Annotated in this window: 22 protein-coding genes and 1 pseudogene; 10 read left to right on the forward strand and 13 right to left on the reverse strand. The window is 60.9% G+C overall.

Annotated elements, in window-relative coordinates; genetic code table 11:
* Window positions 1-117: 117 nt before the first annotated feature.
* The gene (locus AB5Z02_RS03785; protein WP_368215308.1) at window positions 118-753 is read left to right on the forward strand and encodes an SDR family oxidoreductase; all 636 of its coding nucleotides are present in this window, start codon (window positions 118-120) and stop codon (window positions 751-753) included.
* 109 nt (window positions 754-862) lie between these two features.
* Here the strand turns inward: AB5Z02_RS03785 and AB5Z02_RS03790 are convergent, their stop codons facing one another.
* The 4 genes from AB5Z02_RS03790 to AB5Z02_RS03805 form a co-directional block, all read right to left on the reverse strand.
* Window positions 863-2,059 (reverse strand): ABC transporter permease, encoded by a 1,197-nt coding sequence (locus tag AB5Z02_RS03790; RefSeq protein ID WP_368215310.1) that lies wholly within the window; start codon window positions 2,057-2,059, stop codon window positions 863-865.
* Window positions 2,059-3,213, reverse strand: coding sequence for an ABC transporter permease (locus tag AB5Z02_RS03795; RefSeq protein WP_368215311.1), 1,155 nt, complete (start codon window positions 3,211-3,213; stop codon window positions 2,059-2,061). Before AB5Z02_RS03795 ends, AB5Z02_RS03790 begins: the two co-directional genes overlap by 1 nt.
* Window positions 3,213-4,217: an HlyD family secretion protein gene (locus AB5Z02_RS03800; protein WP_151285940.1), complete on the reverse strand. Its 1,005-nt coding sequence runs from the start codon at window positions 4,215-4,217 to the stop codon at window positions 3,213-3,215. The genes AB5Z02_RS03795 and AB5Z02_RS03800 overlap by 1 nt, the downstream gene beginning before the upstream one ends.
* A gap of 73 nt (window positions 4,218-4,290) precedes the next feature.
* The gene (locus tag AB5Z02_RS03805; RefSeq protein WP_368215313.1) at window positions 4,291-5,688 is read right to left on the reverse strand and encodes a TolC family protein; all 1,398 of its coding nucleotides are present in this window, start codon (window positions 5,686-5,688) and stop codon (window positions 4,291-4,293) included.
* A 292-nt stretch (window positions 5,689-5,980) separates the two neighbouring features.
* Here AB5Z02_RS03805 and dusB point away from each other — a divergent pair, with 292 nt between their 5' ends.
* The 6 genes from dusB (at window position 5,981) to AB5Z02_RS03835 (ending at window position 10,967) form a co-directional block, all read left to right on the forward strand.
* Window positions 5,981-6,946, forward strand: coding sequence for a tRNA dihydrouridine synthase DusB (dusB, locus tag AB5Z02_RS03810; protein ID WP_019445016.1), 966 nt, complete (start codon window positions 5,981-5,983; stop codon window positions 6,944-6,946).
* Window positions 6,947-6,972: 26 nt separating this feature from the next.
* Window positions 6,973-7,269: a DNA-binding transcriptional regulator Fis gene (gene fis, locus AB5Z02_RS03815; protein ID WP_005309538.1), complete on the forward strand. Its 297-nt coding sequence runs from the start codon at window positions 6,973-6,975 to the stop codon at window positions 7,267-7,269.
* A gap of 112 nt (window positions 7,270-7,381) precedes the next feature.
* On the forward strand, window positions 7,382-8,263 hold the full coding sequence (locus tag AB5Z02_RS03820) for a DMT family transporter (RefSeq protein WP_368215314.1): 882 nt from the start codon (window positions 7,382-7,384) through the stop codon (window positions 8,261-8,263).
* Window positions 8,264-8,521: 258 nt separating this feature from the next.
* The gene (locus AB5Z02_RS03825) at window positions 8,522-9,340 is read left to right on the forward strand and encodes a DUF3100 domain-containing protein (RefSeq protein ID WP_368215316.1); all 819 of its coding nucleotides are present in this window, start codon (window positions 8,522-8,524) and stop codon (window positions 9,338-9,340) included.
* Window positions 9,337-9,786 (forward strand): hypothetical protein, encoded by a 450-nt coding sequence (locus AB5Z02_RS03830; RefSeq protein WP_322862721.1) that lies wholly within the window; start codon window positions 9,337-9,339, stop codon window positions 9,784-9,786. The genes AB5Z02_RS03825 and AB5Z02_RS03830 overlap by 4 nt, the downstream gene beginning before the upstream one ends.
* Window positions 9,786-10,967: a M20 family metallopeptidase gene (locus tag AB5Z02_RS03835; RefSeq protein WP_368215317.1), complete on the forward strand. Its 1,182-nt coding sequence runs from the start codon at window positions 9,786-9,788 to the stop codon at window positions 10,965-10,967. Before AB5Z02_RS03830 ends, AB5Z02_RS03835 begins: the two co-directional genes overlap by 1 nt.
* Before the next feature lie 89 nt (window positions 10,968-11,056).
* Here AB5Z02_RS03835 and AB5Z02_RS03840 read toward each other — a convergent pair whose 3' ends face one another.
* From AB5Z02_RS03840 to AB5Z02_RS03880, 9 genes and pseudogenes are all read right to left on the reverse strand, one after another.
* Window positions 11,057-11,878, reverse strand: coding sequence for a LysR substrate-binding domain-containing protein (locus AB5Z02_RS03840; RefSeq protein WP_368215318.1), 822 nt, complete (start codon window positions 11,876-11,878; stop codon window positions 11,057-11,059).
* A 46-nt stretch (window positions 11,879-11,924) separates the two neighbouring features.
* Window positions 11,925-12,089, reverse strand: a pseudogene (cysB, locus tag AB5Z02_RS03845) (HTH-type transcriptional regulator CysB); the annotation flags it as partial.
* 48 nt (window positions 12,090-12,137) lie between these two features.
* Window positions 12,138-12,764, reverse strand: coding sequence for a LysE family translocator (locus AB5Z02_RS03850; protein ID WP_368215333.1), 627 nt, complete (start codon window positions 12,762-12,764; stop codon window positions 12,138-12,140).
* A 103-nt stretch (window positions 12,765-12,867) separates the two neighbouring features.
* Window positions 12,868-13,362, reverse strand: coding sequence for an acetolactate synthase small subunit (gene ilvN / locus AB5Z02_RS03855; RefSeq protein WP_005311605.1), 495 nt, complete (start codon window positions 13,360-13,362; stop codon window positions 12,868-12,870).
* Window positions 13,362-15,080, reverse strand: a complete 1,719-nt coding sequence (locus AB5Z02_RS03860) for an acetolactate synthase 3 large subunit (protein WP_368215320.1) — start codon at window positions 15,078-15,080, stop codon at window positions 13,362-13,364. The genes ilvN and AB5Z02_RS03860 overlap by 1 nt, the downstream gene beginning before the upstream one ends.
* A 390-nt stretch (window positions 15,081-15,470) precedes the next feature.
* Window positions 15,471-15,623, reverse strand: coding sequence for a hypothetical protein (locus tag AB5Z02_RS03865; protein ID WP_005341188.1), 153 nt, complete (start codon window positions 15,621-15,623; stop codon window positions 15,471-15,473).
* Window positions 15,624-15,660: 37 nt separating this feature from the next.
* Complete coding sequence (locus AB5Z02_RS03870; RefSeq protein ID WP_368215322.1) at window positions 15,661-16,770, reverse strand: MJ1255/VC2487 family glycosyltransferase; 1,110 nt, start codon at window positions 16,768-16,770, stop codon at window positions 15,661-15,663.
* On the reverse strand, window positions 16,767-17,270 hold the full coding sequence (locus AB5Z02_RS03875) for a phosphatase PAP2 family protein (RefSeq protein WP_021231977.1): 504 nt from the start codon (window positions 17,268-17,270) through the stop codon (window positions 16,767-16,769). The genes AB5Z02_RS03870 and AB5Z02_RS03875 overlap by 4 nt, the downstream gene beginning before the upstream one ends.
* Before the next feature lie 126 nt (window positions 17,271-17,396).
* Window positions 17,397-18,017: a TetR/AcrR family transcriptional regulator gene (locus tag AB5Z02_RS03880; RefSeq protein WP_005349170.1), complete on the reverse strand. Its 621-nt coding sequence runs from the start codon at window positions 18,015-18,017 to the stop codon at window positions 17,397-17,399.
* A 409-nt stretch (window positions 18,018-18,426) separates the two neighbouring features.
* On the opposite strand from AB5Z02_RS03880, the gene leuA reads away from it, so the two are divergent.
* The 3 genes from leuA (at window position 18,427) to leuC (ending at window position 22,698) form a co-directional block, all read left to right on the forward strand.
* The gene (gene leuA, locus AB5Z02_RS03885) at window positions 18,427-19,989 is read left to right on the forward strand and encodes a 2-isopropylmalate synthase (RefSeq protein WP_005341192.1); all 1,563 of its coding nucleotides are present in this window, start codon (window positions 18,427-18,429) and stop codon (window positions 19,987-19,989) included.
* A gap of 192 nt (window positions 19,990-20,181) precedes the next feature.
* Window positions 20,182-21,267, forward strand: a complete 1,086-nt coding sequence (gene leuB / locus AB5Z02_RS03890; protein ID WP_368215324.1) for a 3-isopropylmalate dehydrogenase — start codon at window positions 20,182-20,184, stop codon at window positions 21,265-21,267.
* 33 nt (window positions 21,268-21,300) lie between these two features.
* Window positions 21,301-22,698 (forward strand): 3-isopropylmalate dehydratase large subunit, encoded by a 1,398-nt coding sequence (leuC, locus tag AB5Z02_RS03895; RefSeq protein WP_368215325.1) that lies wholly within the window; start codon window positions 21,301-21,303, stop codon window positions 22,696-22,698.
* Window positions 22,699-22,707: the final 9 nt, after the last annotated feature.

Genomic DNA, 22,707 nt, shown 5'->3' on the forward strand with positions numbered 1-22,707 from the left:
CGAGCCGCCAGCGGCTCGCACCCTCGCCTCTCTGCTGGCCCACAAATAGAAACAACTCTCATTTACAGCAAACGAACAAGCCACTAGGCTAGCCCCTTTTGCCAAGGGAGCTCAGCTATGCCAACCACACTGATTTTCGGAGCCAGCCGCGGCCTGGGCCGCGCCTTTACTCACCACGCCATGCACCAGGGTCACCGGGTCGTTGCGCTGGTGCGCAGCCCCGAGATGGCTACGGAACTGGAGGCGCTGGGAGTTGAGGTGATCGAGGGGGATGCGCTGGATCCGGCTGCGGTGCAGCAGGCGTGTGCCCGAGCGGGGCAAGATGCCCAAGTCGTCTCTACCCTCGGCAGTTTCCGTCAGGTTGTGCCGGTGGACTATCAGGGCAACCGTCATGTGATCGATGCCATGGAGCAGGCAGGCCTGAAACGGCTGCTGCTGGTCACCTCTCTCGGCTGTGGCGACAGCTGGCAGTATCTGCCTGAACGTGCCCGCGCCGCCTTCGGTCACGAGGTACGCCTCAAGAGTCTGGCGGAGAGCTGGCTACAGACCAGCCCCCTCGCGTGGACCATTCTGCGCCCGGCGGGCCTGCAGGATGGCGACGCCACCGGCCGCGCCGAACTCAGTCAGGACAAGGAGGTGCACGGACTGGTGCGCCGCGCCGATGTGGCCGCCCAAGGGCTGCGCCTGCTGGCGGATGAGACGGCGGTAGGACAGATCTACGCCATCGGCGATCCCGAACTCCAGCGCGGCTAAAGCAGCAGTAAAACCGCTTAACCCCACCACATAACAAAACGGTCAGCCCAAGGGCTGACCGTTTTCGCTATACCGCACACGCTATCTCACGCGCGCTTGCACCATCCCGCTAACCGGCGCTCGTTTCACTGTGAGCGACTGATGGGCCAGCAATCGGCAACGACCGCTGCCGCCAACGCAGCAGCAGGCAAGCCAGCACGCCGTAGAGCAGCGCCAGTCCCCACAGCTGCCACCAGTAGCGGGCAACCTGCGCGAAGTCGGCCCCCATCTGGTTGAGACGTAGAAAACCCTCGATGGCGGGGATAGTGGGCACCCACTGAGCCAGCCAGTTGAGAGGCGCCGGGATCAGCTCGAGCGGCCAGATAAAGCCCGCCAGAAAGACCAGCGGCAGGGAGGAGATGAGCACCACCTGGGTTGGCAGATCCCGCCGGGTAAAGGTCGCTCCCAGTACAATCCCGAACCAGCAGGTCGCCAGCAGGAACGGCAGGGCGAACAGCCAAAGCTGCACAGGGTCTGCATGACGAGCGATATTGTAGTGATCGAAGCAGAAGCCGAGAAAGTAGCTTACCGGCAGCAGGAACAACCCCGCCAGCACCAGTGTTCTGGCCAGCAGCAGCGGCAACACCGGCGCGCTTTGCCAGTAACCATGCTCACCGCGACAACTGCGCTGGTTCTGGGTCGCCCCCAGGATCCCCGCCCCCATCAGCAACACCTGATGGAGGATCAGCACGAACACCGCCGGCACCACGTAGTTGACGTAGCCCATGGTGGGATTGAACACCGGCACCACGTTGAGGGCCACCGCATTCCAGCCCATGGCCGCTTGTGGCAGCGCCTCGCCGTGGCTCAGCAGCCGCGCCACCTTCACTTGGGCGGCGAGGGTGCCACCGGCCTGCGCCAGTCCTTCGGCAATGGTGCCGTAGACCAGAAAGTAGGAGGCATCACCGGCATAGCTCAGGGTGACGCTCTTGCCCAGCATCAGGTCCCGATAGAAGTGGTTGGGGATGTGCAGGATCCCGCTCGCCTCCCCGGCCATCATCAGCTGTCGCGCCTCGGCCAGCGAATTGGCTCGCGCCACCAGCTTTACCAGCGGCGTGGCATCGGCCATAAACTCCAGCTGACGGGACAACTGACTGCCATCGTCGTTGACCACCACTACCGCCTCTTCCCGCGGCAGCTGATGCAGATAGGGCTGGGGATAGAGAAACGAGTAGAAGATCACCCCGCCAAACAGGGTCAGCATGATGGCGCGATCAGCCAGCAGGGTGCGCAGCTCTAGGCGCAACAGATCGACAAATCCCAGCATCACTCAGGCTCCTTTTCGGCGCTCGCCACTGCGGCTGATTGACGGGCCAGCTCGGCCTGCTGCTTGTAACGACGAACCACCAGCAGCAGGGGGAGCAGAAACAGCAGCAGCGCCCCCAGTTGCGGCAACGCCGATGCGAGAGGCAGACCGTAGTTGCTCTGACCAATCTGCAGCTCCACATAGTGAGAGACCGGCAACAGGCTGCGCCAGAAGCGGGCGAAATCTCCCATGGCACTCACCGGAAAGGTGACCCCCATAAAGGCGAAACCGGGCGCCGTGTAAGCCCCCGCCAGCGACAGGGCACGGGCCGGATCCCGAATGATGCCGTAGAAAAAGGCCCCCATGGTGACGCAGGCCGCCGAGGCGAGCCCCAGACCCACCACCAGCACCAGCCAGCTGCCGTGCATGGGGTAGGAGAAGCCCTTGAACAGCAGCAGTGTCCAGACAATTCCCCACCCCCAGCCAATCAACATGTGAGGCAGCAGGGTGCGCCAGAGGCCAAACCAGACACCGCGAGTGGTCCAGTCCAGCCCCAGCCGATCGGTACGGGCCAGCGCATTGAGGCCGAACAGCACCACCAGGATCTGCCATACGGCTGGCAGAATGGCACTCAACAGAAACTGGGCGTAGCTGGAGTTGAGGTTATAGAGCGCCGTTACCTGACTGCTGATAGGCACCGACTGCCCGAGTGCGCCGGGCAGCGCCTTGCCATCGGCCATCGCCTCCAGCACGCCGACCTGACCGTTGAGAGTGCCCACCACCTGCGCCAGCGCCGAGTTGACCAGCTTGGCGATCAGGATGAACTGGCCGTTGTTGAACACCGTCACCTGCGGCTGGGTGCCCTGACGGGCATCCCGCTCCAGATGGTTGGGGATCACCACCAGCGCATAGATGTCGCCACCGCGCAAGGCGCGCGCCCCGGCCTCGATGGAGTCAAACTGTTGCGCCACCTTGAGCCCGGCCGAGCCATCCAGCGAGAAAGCGAGCTGGCGCGAGAGCACGCTGTGGTCGAGATCCACCAGCCCCACCTTGAGGTCGCGGGCCAACCCTGCCGAGAAGATCCAGCAGAGGATCCCCATCAGCAGCAGCGGCACCCAGCTCATCAGGGCACGGCTGAATGGATCCTGCCACAGCAGCCGAAATTCACGTCCCATCAGAGTTCAACCAGCACACTCATGCCAACCCGCAGCCCCTCAACCGGTTGCAGCGGACGGGCCTCTACCTGGAAGCTCTTCATATCGAAACCCTGACGGGTATCGGTAGCACGCCAAGTGGCGAAATCCCCCATCACGGCCACATGGGTCACCTTGAAGCGCACGATCTGATCGCCAAGGCCCGGGATGCGGGCATCGAACTCGGTACCGACCGGGAAGCGGGGCAGCAGATCTTCGCGCACATGGAACTGGGCCCAGGCATCGCTCATGTCGAGCAAAGTCACCACCGGGAAGCCCTGCGGCGCCAGCTCGCCGCTGCGCAGCAGCACTTGGCTTACCTCGCCTGAGTGGGGGCTGACGATGCGGGTATCGGCCAGATAAGCCTCAACCTCGGCCACCGAACCGGCCGCCATCTTGGCCTTCTCGCGGGCGGCGATCTTGGTCTCTTCCCGCGCCCCTTCCAACGCCATCTGGTACTGCTGCCACGCCATCCCTTCGCTGTAACGGGCGGCTTGCCAGGCAGTCCAGGCCTCGTCGCGCTTTTGCAGCGGCATCACGCCGTCGCGGTGCAGGCTGGCAACCCGCTCATAGGTCTTGCCGCGCAGGGCTGCGGCGGCCTTGGCTTTTTGCCACTGATCCTTGGCAGCGGCGATCTGTTGGGCTCGGGCTCCTTTCTCCGCCTCTTGCGCCAGCGCGCCTGCAGCCGCTTCACCGGCCTTGGCCTGGCTCAGCTTGGCTTCGATCTCGGGGCTCGCCAGGGTAAAGACCAGTTGATCCTTGGTCAGCTGATCACCCTTTTTCACCAACACTTCGTCGATGCGACCCGGCACCTTGGAGGAGACCGAATATTGCTGCGCTTCAATCTGCCCTTGCAGATGCACCGGCTCCGGCTGATAGGCGAGCCAGAAGCGCCAGCCGAGCCAGACCACCAGGATCACCAGTGCCAGCGGCAACAACAGCGGTTTACCCTGGCTCATCTTCTTTTTGATGGGGGGATGGCTCATCACTTCACCTCGACAAACGGGCGACCCTTGGCGGTCGAAACAGAGATAGAAAAAGGAACGGACTGGAGTGCGATCATGAGTTCACCTCGATCACCCGACCGTGCTGATATTGATTGAAACTGTTCATCTGGCCGGAGAGCGCCAGCAGGCGGGCCAGCGACACCACATATTGATAGGCCGCCGCTGCGCGCTGGGTCTTGACCCCCGCCAGCTGGTTTTGGGCATCCACCACATCAAGGGAGGTAGAGAGTCCCTGACCGAAGGCCTTGTCCCGCAGCAGCACATTCTCCTCTGCCAACGCCTGGGTGGAAGAGAGGGATTGATACTCCTCCAGCCCCTGCGCCGCTTCGCGCCAGGTCTTCTCTACCAGCAACTCCAGATCCTCGCGGGTCTTGGCCTGCAGCAGATTGACTTGCAGCTCGGCGCTCTTGGCGGCCTGTACCGTCTCGGAGCGGCCATCGCGGCTCACCAGCGGCATGCTGACCCCCACCCCCACCAGCCAGTCCGGCGTGGTCTTGGAGGCGAGCGAATCATCTTCATAGAGGTTGTAGTTACCGAACAGAAACACCTCAGGGGCATATTTGCCCTGCTCGACCCGGATCATCCCCTTGGCCTGCTCCTTCTTGGCGCTGAGCAGCTTGAGACCGGGGTGCACCTCCAGGGTCTGGCTCACCAACCCCTCGAGGCGCGGCAGCTCCTTGTTGACGAACAGGCCGCTGCCCGGCTGGGCATTTGGCAACTTCAGCATGCGGCCGAGGGCCAGCTCGGCGATCTCGAGGCTGCGGCGCGCCTTCTGGGTATCGATGCGCGCTCTGTCATAGGCCGACTGGGCGGAGAGGCGCTCCACCCTGGCGATCTGGCCCTGCACTTCGAGCTTCTTGGCGTGATCCAGATGGTGGGCGAGCCCCTCTTCGATCTCCTGCTTGGTCTGCACCACCTGAGCAGCCAGCACCACGCCGAAATAGGTCTGGGAGAGGCTCTCGAAGGTGGATTGCTGCTTGAGCACCAGCAGCTGCTGCGCCTCGCTCACCTGCGCCTGGCGGATATCCTGCGCCGCATCGATGCGACCACCGGCAAACAGCGGCCAGAGCATCTTGACCGAGCTGGTCACCACATTCTGTTTGGTCAGGGGGGTGACAAATGCGTTGGCCCCGACCCCGAACAGGCTGCCGAGTGCCAGGATCAGATCTTTCTGCTTGGCCAGCGGATTGAGATCGAGGGCATCAAGTTCAATCGGCTGATCAAGATGGGTATAGCTGGCCCCCAGATCCACCTTGGGCAGATACATGTCCTTGGCCGCCTCGCGCAGTTGCTTGGCCCGATCGACCCCAGCCTGCTCGGCAGCCAGCCCTTCATCCTGCTGGATGACCCGGGTCCAGGCTTCGCCGAAACTGATGGTTTGCGCCTGCGCCGACCCCAGCACGGCCCCCAGCAGACACGGCCAGAGTGATTTAATGAACCTTGACGTCATAGATCCCCAATCCGCTTTTGTTGCATAAATGTTTGGAGCATTTGCTCGACTTAAGCCCGCTATCATAACGCAAAGCGGGCCTGCAAGTGGACTGACAATTATGCAGGCGTCCGACCCGAATGGTACAGCGATCAGTCTCCGGCAATCTGGCCGTTTTTCAATAACTCCAGAATTTGCAAGCCTTGGCGCGACGTTTTTTTCAGAAAAAAATGGCTGACGCTCAAATACTAACCTTTTCTCCTGCCTAAAAAATGCGTAATATACGCCGCCCTAAGCCGATGGTAACCGTGGAATGCAGATAGGTCCCCACACGCTTGAAACTCCCTTGATTGTGGCTCCCATGGCCGGTGTAACTGACCGACCATTCCGTGAACTTTGTTTGCGATTGGGGGCTGGCATGGCCGTTTCCGAGATGCTGCTGGCCAACCCGGATGTCTGGGATACCCAGAAAACCCGGATGAGGATGGATCACTCTGCAGAAGGCGGATTGCGATCGGTCCAGATTGCCGGAGCCGACCCCGAGATGATGGCGTTTGCTGCCCGCTACAACGTGGAGCAGGGCGCACAGATCGTCGACATCAACATGGGATGTCCGGCAAAAAAAGTGAATAAGAAGTTGGCAGGTTCTGCCCTGCTGCGTGCCCCCGATCAGGTCAAAGCAATTTGCCGGGCCGTGGTGGATGCAGTAGAGGTGCCTGTCACCTTGAAGATCCGCACAGGATGGGATCCGGATAACCGCAATGGCGTGGAGATCGCCCGAATCGCCGAAGATTGCGGTATCGCGGCCCTTGCCGTGCATGGTCGTACCCGTGCCTGCCTCTACAAGGGCGAAGCGGAGTACGACACGATCAGGGCGATTAAGCAGGCCGTATCGATTCCTGTTGTCGCCAATGGTGACATCAACAGCCCGGAGAAAGCCCGGTATGTCCTCGACTATACCGGTGTAGACGCCGTGATGATCGGCCGAGCTGCGCAAGGACGACCCTGGATTTTCCGGGAAATCCGTCATTTTCTTGAGACGGGCACCAAGCTGCCGCCTCCCGAGAGGGAAGAGGTTCGCACCCTGATGAACGAGCATGTAACCAACCTGCACCGGTTTTATGGTGCATATCTGGGAGCGCGCATAGCCCGTAAACACGTGGGCTGGTATCTGGATGAAGAAGAGACGGGCCGAGAATTCCGTAAGCACTTCAATGCCCTGGATTGCGCAGACGCGCAACTTGAGGCACTCGAAGCGTATTTCGATGGATTAGGTTAACAAGATAACTAAAGAGCCGACCGAATATGTTCGAACAAACCCTGACTTCTGATGCATTGGTAACAACTACTCACAATCACGCTGCCGAGCCGACCCAGCGCCCCCTGCGTGACTCTGTGCAACAGGCCCTGCGTAACTACCTGGCCCAGTTGAACGGTCAGGAAGTGATTGATCTGTACGATATGGTTCTCTCCGAAGTCGAAGCGCCGATGCTGGACGTGATCATGCAGTACACCCGTGGTAACCAGACTCGCGCTGCCGTGATGATGGGTATCAACCGCGGCACCCTGCGCAAGAAGCTCAAGCGTTACGGCATGAACTGATTGCTGGCCGCGAGCCGCGACGGCGGTTCAAGGCAGATGCGAAAGGCGCCAGGTAGCAATACCTGGCGCCTTTCCTTTATGCTCTCCCATCCATTTCACCATGGCGACCCCGATGAACCGCACTCCCCTGCTGCTGATGATACTGGTCACCCTGCTGGCCGCCGCTGGCTGGCTCTTCTCGAAAGAGGCGATCCGCGAACTGCCCCCTGCCGCCTTTATCGGCAGCCGCTTTCTGCTGGCGGCGCTGCTGTTGCTCCCCTTGGCCTGGTTGCGCGAGCCACCGCCGACTCGCGCCCAGCTGGTGCGCGCTGCCGGTTGCGGCACCCTGCTCGGCGCCAGCCTGCTGCTGTGGGTCACTGCCATCAGCCAGAGCGATGCGCTGGGCAGCGGCGCCTTTATCATGAGCATCGCCACTCTGATGGCCCCGCTGGCAGCCTGGGGCGCCTTTCGAGCCAAGCCCGGCCGCCACTACTGGCTCACCCTGCCCATCGCCATCGCCGGTTTGCTGCTGCTCTCCAGCAGCACCCACTGGGGCGTGTCGCTCTCGCTGTTCTGGTTTCTGACGGCAGCCACCACTCTCGGCATCCAGCTTGCCGTCCATCGCCACTTCGCCCAATCCATTGCCCCAACCTGGCTCACCTGCATCCAGCTGGCGATGACCGGCCTGCTCGGCACCCTGCTCTCCCTGCTGACCGAACAGTGGCCCGAGGCTGGAGTCAGCCACGGCATCTGGGGCTGGTTTGCGGCGAGCGTCTTGATTGCCACCACATTGCGCTACTGGCTGCTCACCCATGCGTTGAGCAAGATGACTACCGCCCACGCCGCCCTGATGATGCTGCTGGAGCCGGTCTGGACTCTGCTGCTGAGCACCCTCTTCTACAACGAACCCCTCGGCGGCGCCAAACTGGCCGGTGCCGGACTGGTACTCGGCGCCCTGGTGCTCTACCAACTGCCCCTGCTGCTGCGCAGTGCACGGCTCAAAACGCCCGTCTGATCCGCGTCACCGCCCTGCGGGGCGGTGTCACCATTTCCCTCCTGTTTACTTATCTTGTCCTGCCAATGCTGACGTTCTGTTAACGGCCTTTAACCCTTGGTATCCAGAGGGTTAAAGGGCATACCCCATGAAAAAATGCCATATGGCCAGCTTGATGAAGGTCACATTCCTCCCCCGCGACCCTCCCTATGATGCCCCCATCATCGGTCTGGACAATCCTGACGATGGCCACACATGGGAATAACAAGAGAAAAAACTATGCAGCAAACCAGTCCCCTCAAGACGGTCACGGTCAGCATATTGGCAACCGCCATGCTGATCTTTGTGGCCCAGTACCTGATAGGCAAACAGGAGATCAAGATAGGCATCGCCATCATCCCGATCCTGCCGATGCTCTTTGCCGTCATCATCGGCATGATTGTCTCCGCCAAACCGGTCAAGGATCGCATCCCCGGCTGGAAGAGTCTCTTCACCGAAAAAGAAGAGGGCTTCTGCGGCAAGATGGTGGGCTTCAGCCTGCTGATCCTGGGCACCCAGTATGCGGGGATGATCATCCCCAACCTGAAGATGATCCTGAGCGTCGGCGTGCCGCTGTTCCTGCAGGAGATTGGCAATCTGCTGCCGATCCTGATCGCCATTCCGCTGGCGGTGAAGTTCGGCTTTGGCCGTCGCGCCATCGGAGCCTGCTCCTCCATCAGCCGTGAGCCGTCCGTCGCGGTAATTCAGGGCAAGTTCGGCACCGGCTCCCAGGAGTACATCGGCGTGCTGGCCATCTACCTGTGCGGCTCCGTCATCGGCACCCTCTGGTTCAGCGTGCTGGGTAGTATCGCCCCGCTCACCGGTCTGCACCCGCTGGCGCTGGCCGCCGGCTCCGGTGTGGGCTCAGGCTCCATGCTGAGTGCCGCCTCAGGCGCCCTGATCAACGGTCTCGACGAAACACTGGCTCAGCAGGTGCTGAGCATCGCGGCAGCCTCGAACCTGCTCTCCTCGGCTCTTGGCGCGCTTTCCCTCACCTATCTGGGTCTGCCGCTCGCTGAAAAAATCTATGCCCTGACAGCCAAAGGAGAGAAAGCATGAAAAGCATCGTAATGGATATGCGGTTCGTCTTTCTGGCGATCCTGCTGGCCATGTTTACCCAGACCCTGACCACCGGCACTCCGCTCTGGCTGATGGGTGACAGCTTCGTCGCCATGTCACTGGTGGTGTTCGCTTCGCTGATTGCCAAGCGCTATCTGCCCTCCTCCCTGCCGGCATTTGCCTATGCCACCATCATCGGCATTCTCATCTGCCTGCCGGAAACCCCGGTGCGCGGCCTCTTTATCGACGCCGTCGCCAAGATCTCCTTCCTCTCCTGCTGCGTACCGCTGCTGGCTTTTGCCGGTCTCTCGGTGGGCGGTCAGCTGGAAGAGCTGAAGAAGATGTCCTGGAAAGTGATCCTGATCTTCATGATCGTCTCCACCTGCTGCTTCTTCGGCGCCTCGCTGGTGGCCCAGCTCGGCTTCTCCATGCAAGGGATCATCTGATGAACAACATCCACATTGAACCGGCCCTGCTGGCCCTGCGCGACTTCAGCCACGAAGTGCGCCACCATCTGCACACCATTCCGGAAGCCTCCGGCGTCGAGTTCAAGACCTCGGCCTACTGCCGCGAGCTGATGGCAGGCTTTGGCTATCGCCTCACCGACTATCCGGGCTTCACCGGTTTTCACGGCGATCTGGTGGTTGATCCTGTGCTGCCGACCATCGCCTTCCGTGCCGACATGGATGGCCTCGAGATGCACGACATGAGCGACGTTGCGTTCAAGTCGACCCACGAGGGAATGGCTCACAACTGTGGTCACGACTCCCATATGGCAATCGCCCTGACTGCGGCCAAGTTTCTGGCCGCCAACCGCGATCGCCTGCAGTACAACGTCCGCTTTATCTTTCAGATGGCGGAAGAGGACATGCGGGTGCCGGGAGCCGAGAAGATGGTGGAACTGGGCTGCATGAAGGGGGTAGACGAGGTCTATGCCCTCCATAACGACGGCGCCATGGAGACCGGCACCATCAAGTTCAACAACGGCGTCATGTCCTCCTGGGGCTCTGCCTGGACGCTGGATGTGCACGGTATCTCCGCCCACGGCTCGACCCCCCACAAGGGGCTGGATGCCATCCGCGAAGCGGTGCGGATCATCGAGGATATGGACTACATCGTCGCCAAGCGCACCAGCCCGTTCAGCCCGGCAGTGTTTGGCTGCGGCATGATCAACGGCGGCACCATCCCCAACGCCATCGCCGACCATGTGCAGGCGCGAGGCACCATCCGTGCCATGGATGCCGAGACCGACCAGATCCTGAAGAACAGCTTCAAGGAGATCGTGGCCCAGAGCGAACTGCGCGGCTTCAAGACCAAGATGGTCTATGCCGGGTATCCGGCGGTTGAGAACCACGCCGATGCATGCGCCCGTCTGCTGCAAGCGGCCGCCGACGTATTGCCCTCCGAGGGGATCAACGCTCAGGGTCAGCCGATGACCGGCAGCGAAGACTTCAGCTATATGGTCAACGCCTGCCGTGGCCGCAAGGGGGCCATGTTCTTCCTCGGCAGCGGCTGTCAGGCCAAGGGGATCTGCAACTACCTGCATGCGAATCCCTACTACCTCGATGACGACTGCCTGCTGGTCGGAGCCCAGATCTTTATCAATCTGGCGACCCGCAGCGCTTAATCCCGCATGCCGATAAAACCAGAAGAGAGGCCAAGGCCTCTCTTTTTTATCTCTGTATTTTTGCTCTGTGTACGACAAACAACCTGCGACTAGAGCCACGGCAACTCCGCCATATTGGCAGTCGGCGGCTGATTGATCAGATGAAGTTGCACCGTCTCCCGGCTGATATGGGGGGCGTAGAGGTGGATAAAGTCGTACATGTAGTCGCGCAAGTGGGCATGCTTGCGCAGGCAGATGTGGGTCGCGCTCGAGGCGATCAGGTGGTCGATGTTGAGGCTCACCAGATCCTCCCTGTCCCCCTCGTCAAAGGCCACGCTGGCAATCACCCCGACCCCCATCCCGAGCCGGACGTAGTGCTTGATCACGTCGGTATCGGTGGCGGTCAGCACGGTTTTCGGCGAGAGGCCGTGGCGGCTAAAAGCCTTGTCCATCTTGGAGCGGCCGGTAAAGCCGAATACATAGGTGATGAGGGGATAGCGAGCCAGATCCGCCATCGAGAGCGGCTGGCAGTCGATCAGCGGATGAGCGTGGGGCACCACCACGCTGCGCCCCCAACGATAACAGGGCACCGCGGCCAGCTCGTCGAACAGATACATGGACTCGGTGGCGATCGCCATATCCACATCGCCGCTTTGCACCATCTGGGCCAGTTGGGCAGGTGCCCCCTGATGGAGCTGGATCGCCACATCGGGATAACGACGGCTGAACTCGGTGATCACCGCTGGCAGCTTGTAGCGAGCCTGGGTGTGGGTGGTGGCGATACGCAGCACCCCGCTGGTGGCCAACTGCTCACCCAGCGAGAGCTGGTTGATCTGCTCCACCTGCGCCACTACCCCCTTGGCCAGCTCCATCACCTGCTCGCCTGCGCTGGTCAAGCCGACCAGATTTTTCCCCTTGCGGGTACAGCTCATCTTCCAGCATCTTCATCTGCTTGCTGAGGGTTGGCTGGGAGGTGTAGAGCTTCTCCGCCGTCGCCGAGATGTTGAAGTTGTTCTTCACGATCTCGGTAAAGTTCTTGAGCCGGGCGATGTTCATCTGGGCAAGGGATCTCGCTGCTGCGGCCAGTAGGGCTGACCTGAAAAAGAGAGAACGGGGCTGGCCCCGCAGCTGACTGCCGACCATACCACAGCGTGGCGTACGATAATCTGCCTCAGGTCAGAAAGCCGCGAGCTAGTCGCTGGCGAGCTTGAGCCCGAGCCCGACAAACAGGGTGCCGATGCCCCGGTTGAGCCAGCGACCAAGACGCTGTGACAACCGTACCTTGTGGCTGGCATAGACGGTGGTAAAGACCAGCAGGTGACACCAGATGATGCCGCCCAGATTGAAGATGCAGCCGAGCAGGATAAAAGCGAGCGCCTTGTCGGGGGCATCCGGCGCGATGAACTGGGGCACGAAGGCGAGAAAAAAGAGCGCCACCTTGGGGTTGAGCACATTGGTCAGCACACCCTGCCGGTAAATCTGACCATAGGAGAGGGCGGGCAGGGTGGCCCCTCCCTCCATTGCACCCGTTGCCTGCTGGCGCAGCAGGGAGAACCCCAGATAGATGAGGTAGATGGCACCAGCCAGCTTGATAAGGGCAAACAACTCGGCCGACGCGCTGAGCAGGGCCGACAGACCGAGGGCTGCCGCCAGCACATGCACCATGACACCTGTGCCGATGCCCAACGTCGTGACTGAACCGGCACGCCACCCTTGCGAGCCGCTGCGCAGCATAACCAGCAGGGAATCCGGCCCCGGCATGATGTTGAGCAGCAGCCCCGAGACCATAAACAGTGCAAGATCATGAATACCGAACATCATCCCTCCCCTCGTAAAGCAAAACCAAACAAAAAGGGCTCCGCAGAGCCCTCTTTCCTTTCCTCTGCGGCAGCTGACGCATCATCAGCTGTCCCGCCAGCCATCAGGGCCGCAGCGCCTTATCCGCCCGGGAGATACCGCAGACGCCGGAGCGCACCACTTCGATGATCTCGTTGGTCTGGGCGGCAGTCTTGATAAAGGCATCCAGCTTCTCGCTGGTACCCACCAGCTGTACCGTGTACTGCTCGGGAGTGACGTCGACGATCTGGCCACGGAAGATATCTGCCAGCCGTTTCAGCTCGTCACGGGCCCCACCGGCAGCGCGCGCCTTGACCAGCGCGATCTCCCGCTCGATATGCTCCCCTTCGCTCAGGTCGCACACCTTGAGCACATCCACCAGCTTGTGCAGTTGCTTCTGGATCTGCTCCAGCACCCGCTCGTCACCCATGGTGACTATGGTCATGCGCGACAGGGTGGGATCCTCGGTCGGCGCCACCGTCAGGGTCTCGATGTTGTAGCCGCGCTGGGAGAAGAGACCCACCACGCGGCTCAGGGCGCCGGATTCGTTCTCCAGCAGTACTGAAATGATGTGTCTCATCAGGTTCTCTCCGTCTTGCTCAGCCACATCTCATCCATGGCGCCAAACTTGATCTGCATCGGATAGACGTGCTCATCCGGGTCGACCGAGATATCCATGAACACCAGCCGATCCTTCATGGCGAAGGCCTTCTCCATGGCGCTCTCCAGCTCGGCCGGATCACTCACCGCAATGCCGACGTGGCCGTAGGCTTCCGCCAGTTTGACGAAGTCCGGCAGGGACTCCATGTAGGAGTGGCTGTGACGGCCGCCGTAGAACATCTTCTGCCACTGCTTGACCATGCCCAGTGCACGGTTGTTGATGGAGATGATCTTGATGGGCACCCCGTACTGCATGCAGGTCGAGAGCTCCTGAATGTTCATCTGCACCGAGCCATCGCCGGTGACGCAGCAGACCACCGCATCCGGGTTGGCAAACTGGGCCCCCATGGCAGCCGGAATACCGAAGCCCATGGTGCCGAGGCCCCCTGAGTTGATCCACTGGCGCGGTTTGGCAAACGGGTAGTAGAGGGCAGCAAACATCTGGTGCTGGCCGACGTCGGAGGCAACGAACGCCTGACCCTGAGTCACCTTGTAGAGGGTCTCGATAACCTGTTGCGGCTTGATCTGGGTGGCCGACTTTTCGTAGGCCAGACAGTGACGGGAGCGCCACTGGTTGATCTGGCTCCACCAGTCCGCCAGCGCCTCCTTGTCGTTATCGAAGCCACACTCGCGGATCACTTCCAGCATCTGCTCCAGCACGGTTTCCACCGAGCCGACGATGGGCACATGGGCCTGCACCGTTTTGGAGATGGAGGTGGGGTCGATATCGATATGGACCACGGTCGCATTGGGGCAGAACTTGGCCACGTTGTTGGTGACGCGATCATCGAAGCGGGCACCCACGGCGAAGATGAGATCCGCGTTGTGCATGGTCTTGTTGGCTTCGAAGGTACCGTGCATCCCCAGCATGCCGATGGATTGCGGATGGGTGCCCGGGAAGGCGCCCAACCCCATCAGGGTGGTGGTCACCGGCAGGTTCAGCAGCTCCGCCAGTTTGGTCACCAGATGATCCGCGTTGGCATTGATGGCGCCGCCGCCCACGTACATCACCGGGCGCTGGGCATCCACCAGCAGCTTGGCTGCCCGCTTGATCTGCCCTTTATGGCCAGACTTGGTCGGGTTGTAGGAGCGCAGGGAGACCGTCTCGGGATACTGGTAGGGGAATTTCTCTTTCGGGTTCTGCACATCTTTGGGCAGATCCACCACCACCGGCCCCGGGCGGCCGCTGGCGGCAATATAGTAGGCCTTCTTGATGGCCTCGGGAATATCGCTCGCCTTCTTGCACAGGAAGCTGTGCTTCACCACCGGGCGGGAGATACCGATCATGTCGGTCTCCTGGAACGCATCCTCACCGATCATGCTGGTCGGCACCTGGCCGGAGAGGATCACCAGCGGAATGGAATCCATATAGGCGGTGGCAATACCGGTAATGCAGTTGGTCGCTCCCGGGCCCGACGTTACCAGCACAGTCCCCACCTTGCCGGTGGAACGGGCGTAACCGTCAGCCATGTGAACCGCGGCTTGCTCGTGCCGCACCAAGACATGCTCCATCTTGCCGTTTTCGAAGAGAGCGTCATAGATGTCGAGCACTGAGCCACCAGGGTAGCCGAAGACGTGCTCAACTCCCTGATCTTCCAGCGCTCTAACCACCATCTGGGCGCCTGATAACATCTCCATGATAAAGCCCTCCAGGCTTTGCTCCGTTTAGCGAATCCCGCCGACGATGCCGTGCTTCCCGGCACGGCCCGATCCGTTTCTTGTTGTTATCTGAATGCAGATCGGCCCAATTCAGCCCCGTCGACAATAGAAAAAAAGGATTTTTCCGTCATTCACCCGAAAATAGGGTGAAAAACCAACTTAACCCGCTTCATAACGCTTGTCCACGGCTTTATCTGACCAGAACAGTCATACATTTCAACCGGCTATTAACATTCAATGACTTGCCGCAGCGACCATGAGACAAAAGGGAAGGAAGTCGGGGAATGGCCAGCGGATCATTCCGCCGAGGGGGAAAACAGCCACAAAAAAGCCCACCGCTCAGCGGTGGGCTTGATGCCGAATGATGACTCAGTTGTCCTGATCCGGCTCAGCCAGCCAGATCTGCTGATCCGGATCGGTCTCTTCACTGACCGAGATGCTGACACCCATATCGAGCAACTCGTGCAGGGTAAGATTGTCAGCCAGGTTCATGACTTCGCCGTTTTCATTGGTAAAGCGCATTTGCTCCGTCCTCTCCTTGGTGGGATCGCCTTTCAGTCTAGTCAACAACGCTCACTTGCGATAACCAACAACTGGATAAACAGTCGCCCCCATCCAGCTCGCTCAGGCGATCACTCACCTCCTCCGGAAACAGGGTGCACGCCCAGAGCCGCCGCGACAGAAAGGCCACGCTCTCGTCAGCGCCCGCCGCCAGCCAGCGGGCCAGCTCCCCCGCTACATCGGGGTAGCAGACCGCCCCGGGCGAGGCGCTGTCGAGCCAGGTACGCACCAGATTGGCATCGAGCACATCCATCAGGGTTGCCAACCCCATCATCTCGAGGGTCTTGCCATTGGTCAGCTGCTCAAACTGGCCGCCGAGGGGCTTGACCAGCAGCTTCTTGCCGAGGGTGAGCGCCTCGGAAGCCAGCTCGAAACCCGCGTTGGATATAACGCCGCGACAACCGGCCAGTACGGCGATAAACCCGTACCGCGATGGCGGTTCGAAGCGCAGGTTGCGCCATTGGCTGGGGGTACGAATGGCGGGATGAAAGCAGACGAAGCGCTGCTGGCCAAAGCGCGACAACAGGGCGGCGATCGCCTCGGTCTGCTCGAATGGCAGATAGACCAGGATCTCGCCGTTATCCGGCGCAGCGGCGATAGGGTCGATCACCGGCGGCAGCAAGGGGTGGCCGAAGTGAAACCAGTGCAGCCCGAGCGGCTGATCCACAGGAGCAAAGTGGCGCATCAGCTGGCGGCTGACCCCATCCTCCCCCCAACGCGGGATGGGCCAGTTGAAGCTGGCCTGATGGCTGACGGTGAGGCTCGGCTTGCCATAGCGGCGGGCGGCATGGGCGGTCAACGGCTCAAAATCGCTCACCACCAGATCGTATTCGCTGCAATCGAGAGCCCGCAGATCCCGCCAGAAGGTGAGCGGCGATGCGGCTTGCAGGGTACGCCATGGAGAAACTCGCCCCTCGTGACTGACAAAAGTGAGGCCGGGAAAGGCGCGGTAGGCGCCAAACTCTTCCATGTCGAAGTAGCGGTCGGCGGGGCGGCCGCTAAAGAGATAATCCACCTCGACCCCTGCCGTGCGCAACGCCCGGGCCAGAGTGCGACTGCGACTGATATGACCGTTGCCGGTGCCTTGCACCCCAAACAGTATCCTCATGAGTGGCTCCAGCCGAGCGCCAGCACGGCGCAACCGCCACCCAGCAGGGCACCGGCCACCAGATCGCTCAGGTAGTGCACCCCGAGCAGCAACCGGGATGCCCCCACCAACGCCGCCCAGCCAAACAGCAGGGGCGCCCAGAGCGGAAAGCCGGTGGCCAAAATGGTGGCCATCAGAAAAGCGGCGGCGGTGTGGCCGGAAGGGAGGCTGTAGCGATCGGAAGGAGTGATAAAGACCGGCAAGCCGACCGGCCGTTGCCGTTTCAGGCTGTTTTTCAGCAGCAGATAGAGGGGCAGTTCGATGGCGAAGGCAAGCAGCGCCAGTCGCACCAGCTCCCGCTCTGCCTCCCCCTGCCACCAGAGCAGGGCGGCCAGCACAGCGTAAAGCGGGCCATCGCCGGTGCGGGAAATGAGACGACTCACCCTCGCCTGCTGCCGGTTGTAGCCGTGAAGCAGGCAGATCCGGCACACCTGCAGGTCCCATTGCTGGATCTTGTTCATATCCCCTCCTTCCCTGAATTCTGCTTGCAGAGTAAGAAAGCGGGATGACGTTACGTTGAACAAGGGATAACAGATTTATGAAAAAAGGGCCGAATGGCCCTTTTTAATCTCGATGTTGCGGCAAAATCAGTGGCTGCCGCGCAGACCGGTCTCCATCAGACGGCAATTGTGGTCCGCCAGACGGGCCATGAAGTGCTCATCCACTTTCAGGCCAAACACCTGCTCGTAGAGATCTTTCATCACGAACGGCTGCCACATCATGCTGAGGAAGGAGATCTTCAGCATGTCGGGATCCAGGTTGTCACCCAGCTCACCGTTGGACTTCATGGTTTCCAGCAGGGCATCGAACTGCGGCAGCTGGCGTTCCAGCAGACGGTTCAGCACAAAATCCCGGCCCGGGCTCTTCTCAGTCGACAATGCGCTGGAGATGGCAGAGGTCAGCTCGCTGTTGGGCGCCATCACCTGATAGTAGGTGTTGAGCAGCTCGTTGAGGCTGTGATTGCTGTGTTCATCTTGCCAGGCATGGTCGAGGGGTTCGGCGACATCGCCCAACACCGCCTTGTAAAGACCCTCTTTACTGCCGAAGTAGTAGTGGATCATTGCCAGATTGGAGCCAGCAAGCTCCGCGATTTCGCGTGTAGTTACCTTGCTATAGGGAGTATTGAGAAAACGCTCACGGGCGGCAGCAAGCAACTTGTCACGAATGTCAGAACGTCCGACCGGACGACCAGGTCTACGTTTTTCCATTTAACACCTCAGATAATTCAGCCAATGCTGATAAGTCGATCTGGTTGTGCAGAGAATAGAGCACAGCAGGAATGACCAGATAATCGGTCATGGGCCGAATATGGGACAAGGAAATTTGCAATCCTTTACAATCCGATTAAATACGTCAGCAGATTGCCCCTGACCTTCCGTGTTGACACAGCATAAAAATCTCGATATTGGTAAAAGCGTTATCGACTGGAAGGAATAACAACGTCATGCGTATTGCCACCCCGCTACTACTAATCTCCCTAATCGCGTTAACTCGCGCGGGATCCTTGTAGCCGGGCTAAGGCATAGCCGGAATTTACAAAAACCCGTGCACCCTGCACGGGTTTTTTTTATGCCGCCGCAGGATGCACGTTACCGAACTTAGGAAGAGGGAAGTCACATGTCAGATCGGGTCATCATATTCGACACCACCTTGCGTGATGGTGAGCAGGCCCTGGCGGCCAGTTTGACCGTCAAGGAGAAGCTGCAGATCGCCCAGGCGCTGGAGCGGCTCGGTGTCGACGTCATGGAGGTGGGCTTCCCGGTCTCTTCTCCCGGCGATTTTCAATCGGTGCAGACCATCGCCCGCCACATCAAAAACAGCCGGGTCTGCGCCCTCGCCCGCGCCCTGCCCAAGGATATCGACGCCGCCGGCGAAGCCTTGCGGGTCGCCGAGGCGTTTCGCATCCACACCTTTATATCCACCTCCTCCATCCATGTGGAGAGCAAGCTGAAAAAGAGCTTCGAGGATGTGCTGGAGATGGGGGTCGGCGCCATCAAGCACGCCCTGCGCTACACCGATGATGTGGAGTTCTCCTGCGAGGATGCGGGCCGCACGCCGATCGACAATCTCTGCCGCATGGTGGAGGCCGCCATCAAGGCGGGGGCCCGTACCATCAATATCCCCGATACCGTGGGCTACACGGTGCCGACCGAGTTCTCCGGCATCATCCATACCCTGTTCAACCGGGTGCCCAACATCGACAAGGCGATCATCTCGGTCCACTGCCACGACGATCTGGGGCTCTCGGTGGCCAACTCCATCGGCGCGGTGCAGATGGGTGCCCGCCAGATCGAGTGCACCATCAACGGCATCGGCGAGCGGGCGGGCAACTGCTCGCTGGAAGAGGTGGCGATGATCCTCAAAACCCGCGCCGACCTGCTCGGGGTGCAAACTAATATCCGCCACAACGAAATTCATCGCACCAGCACGCTGGTCAGCCAGCTGTGCAACATGCCGGTGCAACCCAACAAGGCGATCGTCGGGGCCAACGCCTTCTCCCACAGCTCCGGCATCCATCAGGATGGGGTGCTCAAGGCGAAAAATACCTACGAAATCATCACTCCCGAGAGCATCGGCCTGACCCAGAACAACCTCAACATGACCTCCCGCTCCGGCCGCCACGTCATCAAGCACCGGATGGAGTCCATGGGCTACGCCGAGAGCAGCTACGACCTCGACCACCTCTACGGCAAGTTCCTGACCCTGGCCGACAAGAAGGGGCAGGTGTTCGACTACGACCTCGAAGCGCTGGCCTTCTTCAGCCAGATCCACGAAGAGCCGGAACACTTCAAGCTGGAGTATCTCGGAGTGCAGAGTGGCAGCTCGGTGCTGGCCACCGCCTCGGTCAAACTGAAGGTGGGTCAGGATCTGATCTGTGAAGCGGCCACCGGCAATGGCCCGGTGGATGCGGTCTACCAGTGCATCAACCGCATCACCGGCTATGAGATCCGCATCGATAAATATGCTCTCAAGAGCAAGGGCGAAGGGGAAGATGCCCTCGGTCAGGTCGATATCGTCGCCGAGTACAAGGGGCGCAAATTCCACGGCATGGGGCTGGCCACCGACATCATCGAATCCTCGGCCCACGCCCTGCTCCATGTGATCAACAGCATCTGGCGCGCCGATCAGGTGGCCGAGCAGATGGAACGCAATAACAGCATCAAATCAGAAACCGTCTGAGCCGAACTGGGTACCAAACAGACGGAATGGAATGACAGCATCAAATCGGAAACCGTCTGAGCAGGACTCGCAGCCACACAGACGGCATGGAATGACAACATCGGGACGGGGAACGTCTGAACCGGGAACCGCGCGCAGCGTCGGGGAAACCGGACAGAGGGATCTCAAAGACAATATCAGGATGGAGAGTGTATGAGCAGTTATCGGATCGCAGTATTGCCGGGTGACGGTATTGGCCCTGAAGTGATGGCCGAGGCAATCAAGGTGCTGGAGAAGGTGCAGGCCCGGTTCGGCCTCGCCTTCGAGTATGATCACCACGACGTGGGCGGCATCGCCATCGACAACCACGGCACCCCGCTGCCGCAAAGCACCATCAAAGGTTGTGAGGCGGCCGATGCCGTGCTGTTTGGCTCGGTGGGCGGCCCGAAATGGGAACATCTGCCCCCCAACGATCAGCCGGAACGTGGCGCCCTGCTGCCCCTGCGCGCCCACTTCAAGCTGTTCTGCAACCTGCGACCAGCCCGCATCTACACCGGTCTGGAGCAGTTCTCCCCCCTGCGCGCCGATATCTCCGATCGCGGTTTTGACATCGCCTGTGTGCGCGAGCTGACTGGCGGCATCTACTTCGGCCAGCCCAAGGGACGCGAGGGAGAAGGGGCGAACGAGAAGGCGTTCGATACCGAGGTGTACCACCGCTTCGAAATCGAGCGCATCGCCAAGATAGCCTTCGAGTCCGCCCGGGTACGCAAGGCCAAGGTCACCTCCATCGACAAGGCCAACGTGCTCGCCTCCTCCATCCTGTGGCGTGAGGTGGTGACGCAAGTCGCCAAGTCCTATCCGGACGTAGCCCTCAACCATATGTATATCGACAACGCCACCATGCAGCTCATCAAGGATCCGTCCCAGTTCGATGTGCTGCTCTGCTCCAATTTGTTCGGTGACATCCTCTCCGACGAGTGCGCCATGATCACCGGCTCCATGGGGCTGCTCCCCTCCGCTAGCCTCAACGAATCGGGTTTCGGCCTGTTCGAACCGGCCGGTGGTTCGGCCCCGGATATCGCCGGCAAAGGGATTGCCAACCCCATCGCCCAGATCCTCTCCGCCGCCCTGATGCTGCGCTACAGCCTGGGCCAGGAAGCCGCAGCTCAAGCCATTGAGCAGGCCGTGGCCCAGACCCTGGCCGAGGGTTACTTCACCGCCGACCTGCATCAGGCCAGCGCCCGCCATCCGGTGCAGAGCACGTCCGAGATGGGTAGCCAGATCGCCGCCCGGATCTGAGCCGCATAACAGAGAACAAGGAAGAGAGAAGCAATGGCCAAGACCCTCTATCAGAAAGTATTCGACGCCCACGTGGTACGGGAAGTGGAAGGGGAGACCCCCCTCATCTACATCGACCGCCATCTGGTGCATGAAGTGACCAGCCCGCAAGCATTCGACGGCCTGCGCGCCATGAATCGCCAGCTGCGCCGCCCGGATCTGACCTGGGCCACCATGGATCACAACGTATCCACCACTACCAAGGACATCGCCGCCTCCGGCGAGATGGCCCGCATCCAGATGGAGACGCTGGCCGACAACTGCAAGGCGTTCGGGGTTCGCCTCTACGATCTCAACCACAAATATCAGGGGATCGTCCATGTGATGGGCCCCGAGCTCGGCATTACCCTGCCCGGCACCACCATCGTCTGCGGTGACTCCCACACCGCCACCCACGGCGCCTTCGGCTCGCTGGCATTCGGCATCGGCACCTCCGAAGTGGAGCATGTGATGGCGACCCAGACCCTGAAACAGGGCCGCGCCAAGACCATGCGCATTTCGGTCAACGGCAAGCTGGCCGAGGGCATCAGTGCCAAGGACGTGGTGCTGGCCATTATTGGCAAGGTCGGCCATGCCGGCGGTACCGGCTATGTGGTGGAATTCGCCGGCGAGGCCATCGAAGGCCTCACCATGGAAGGGCGGATGACGGTGTGCAACATGGCCATCGAGCTGGGCGCCAAAGCGGGGATGATTGCCCCCGACCAGACCACCATCGACTACATCCGTGGCAAGGAGTTTGCCCCCAAGGGCGAGGTACTGGAGCAGGCCATCGCCTACTGGCAGAGCCTCAAGAGCGACGAAGGTGCCCGCTTCGATGCAGAGGTAGTGCTGGACGCTGCCGACATCGCTCCCCAGGTCACCTGGGGCACCAACCCGGGTCAGGTGATTGCCGTCAATGAACCGATTCCGGCGCCGGAATCCTTTAGCGATCTGATGGAGCAGCAGTCCGCCCGCAAGGCTCTGGCCTACATGGATTTGCAACCGGGCCAGAAGCTCTCCGACGTTGCCATCGACAAGGTGTTCATCGGCTCGTGCACCAACAGCCGCATCGAGGATCTGCGTGCTGCCGCCGCCATCGCCCGCGGTCGCAAGGTCGCCGCTGGCGTGCAGGCGCTGGTGGTGCCGGGCTCCGAACAGGTGAAGGCCCAGGCCGAAGCCGAGGGGCTGGACAAGATCTTCATCGAGGCAGGCTTTGAGTGGCGCCTGCCCGGCTGCTCCATGTGTCTGGCCATGAACAACGACAGGCTGCAACCGGGGGAGCGCTGCGCCTCCACCAGCAACCGCAACTTCGAAGGGCGTCAGGGCCGCGCCGGCCGCACCCATCTGGTCAGCCCGGCCATGGCCGCCGCTGCCGCCGTCACCGGCCGCTTCGCCGACATTCGCGCACTGTAAGAGGACATT

It is taken from the genome of Aeromonas sp. R2-3 (assembly GCF_040908375.1).
Lineage (GTDB): Bacteria > Pseudomonadota > Gammaproteobacteria > Enterobacterales > Aeromonadaceae > Aeromonas > Aeromonas veronii.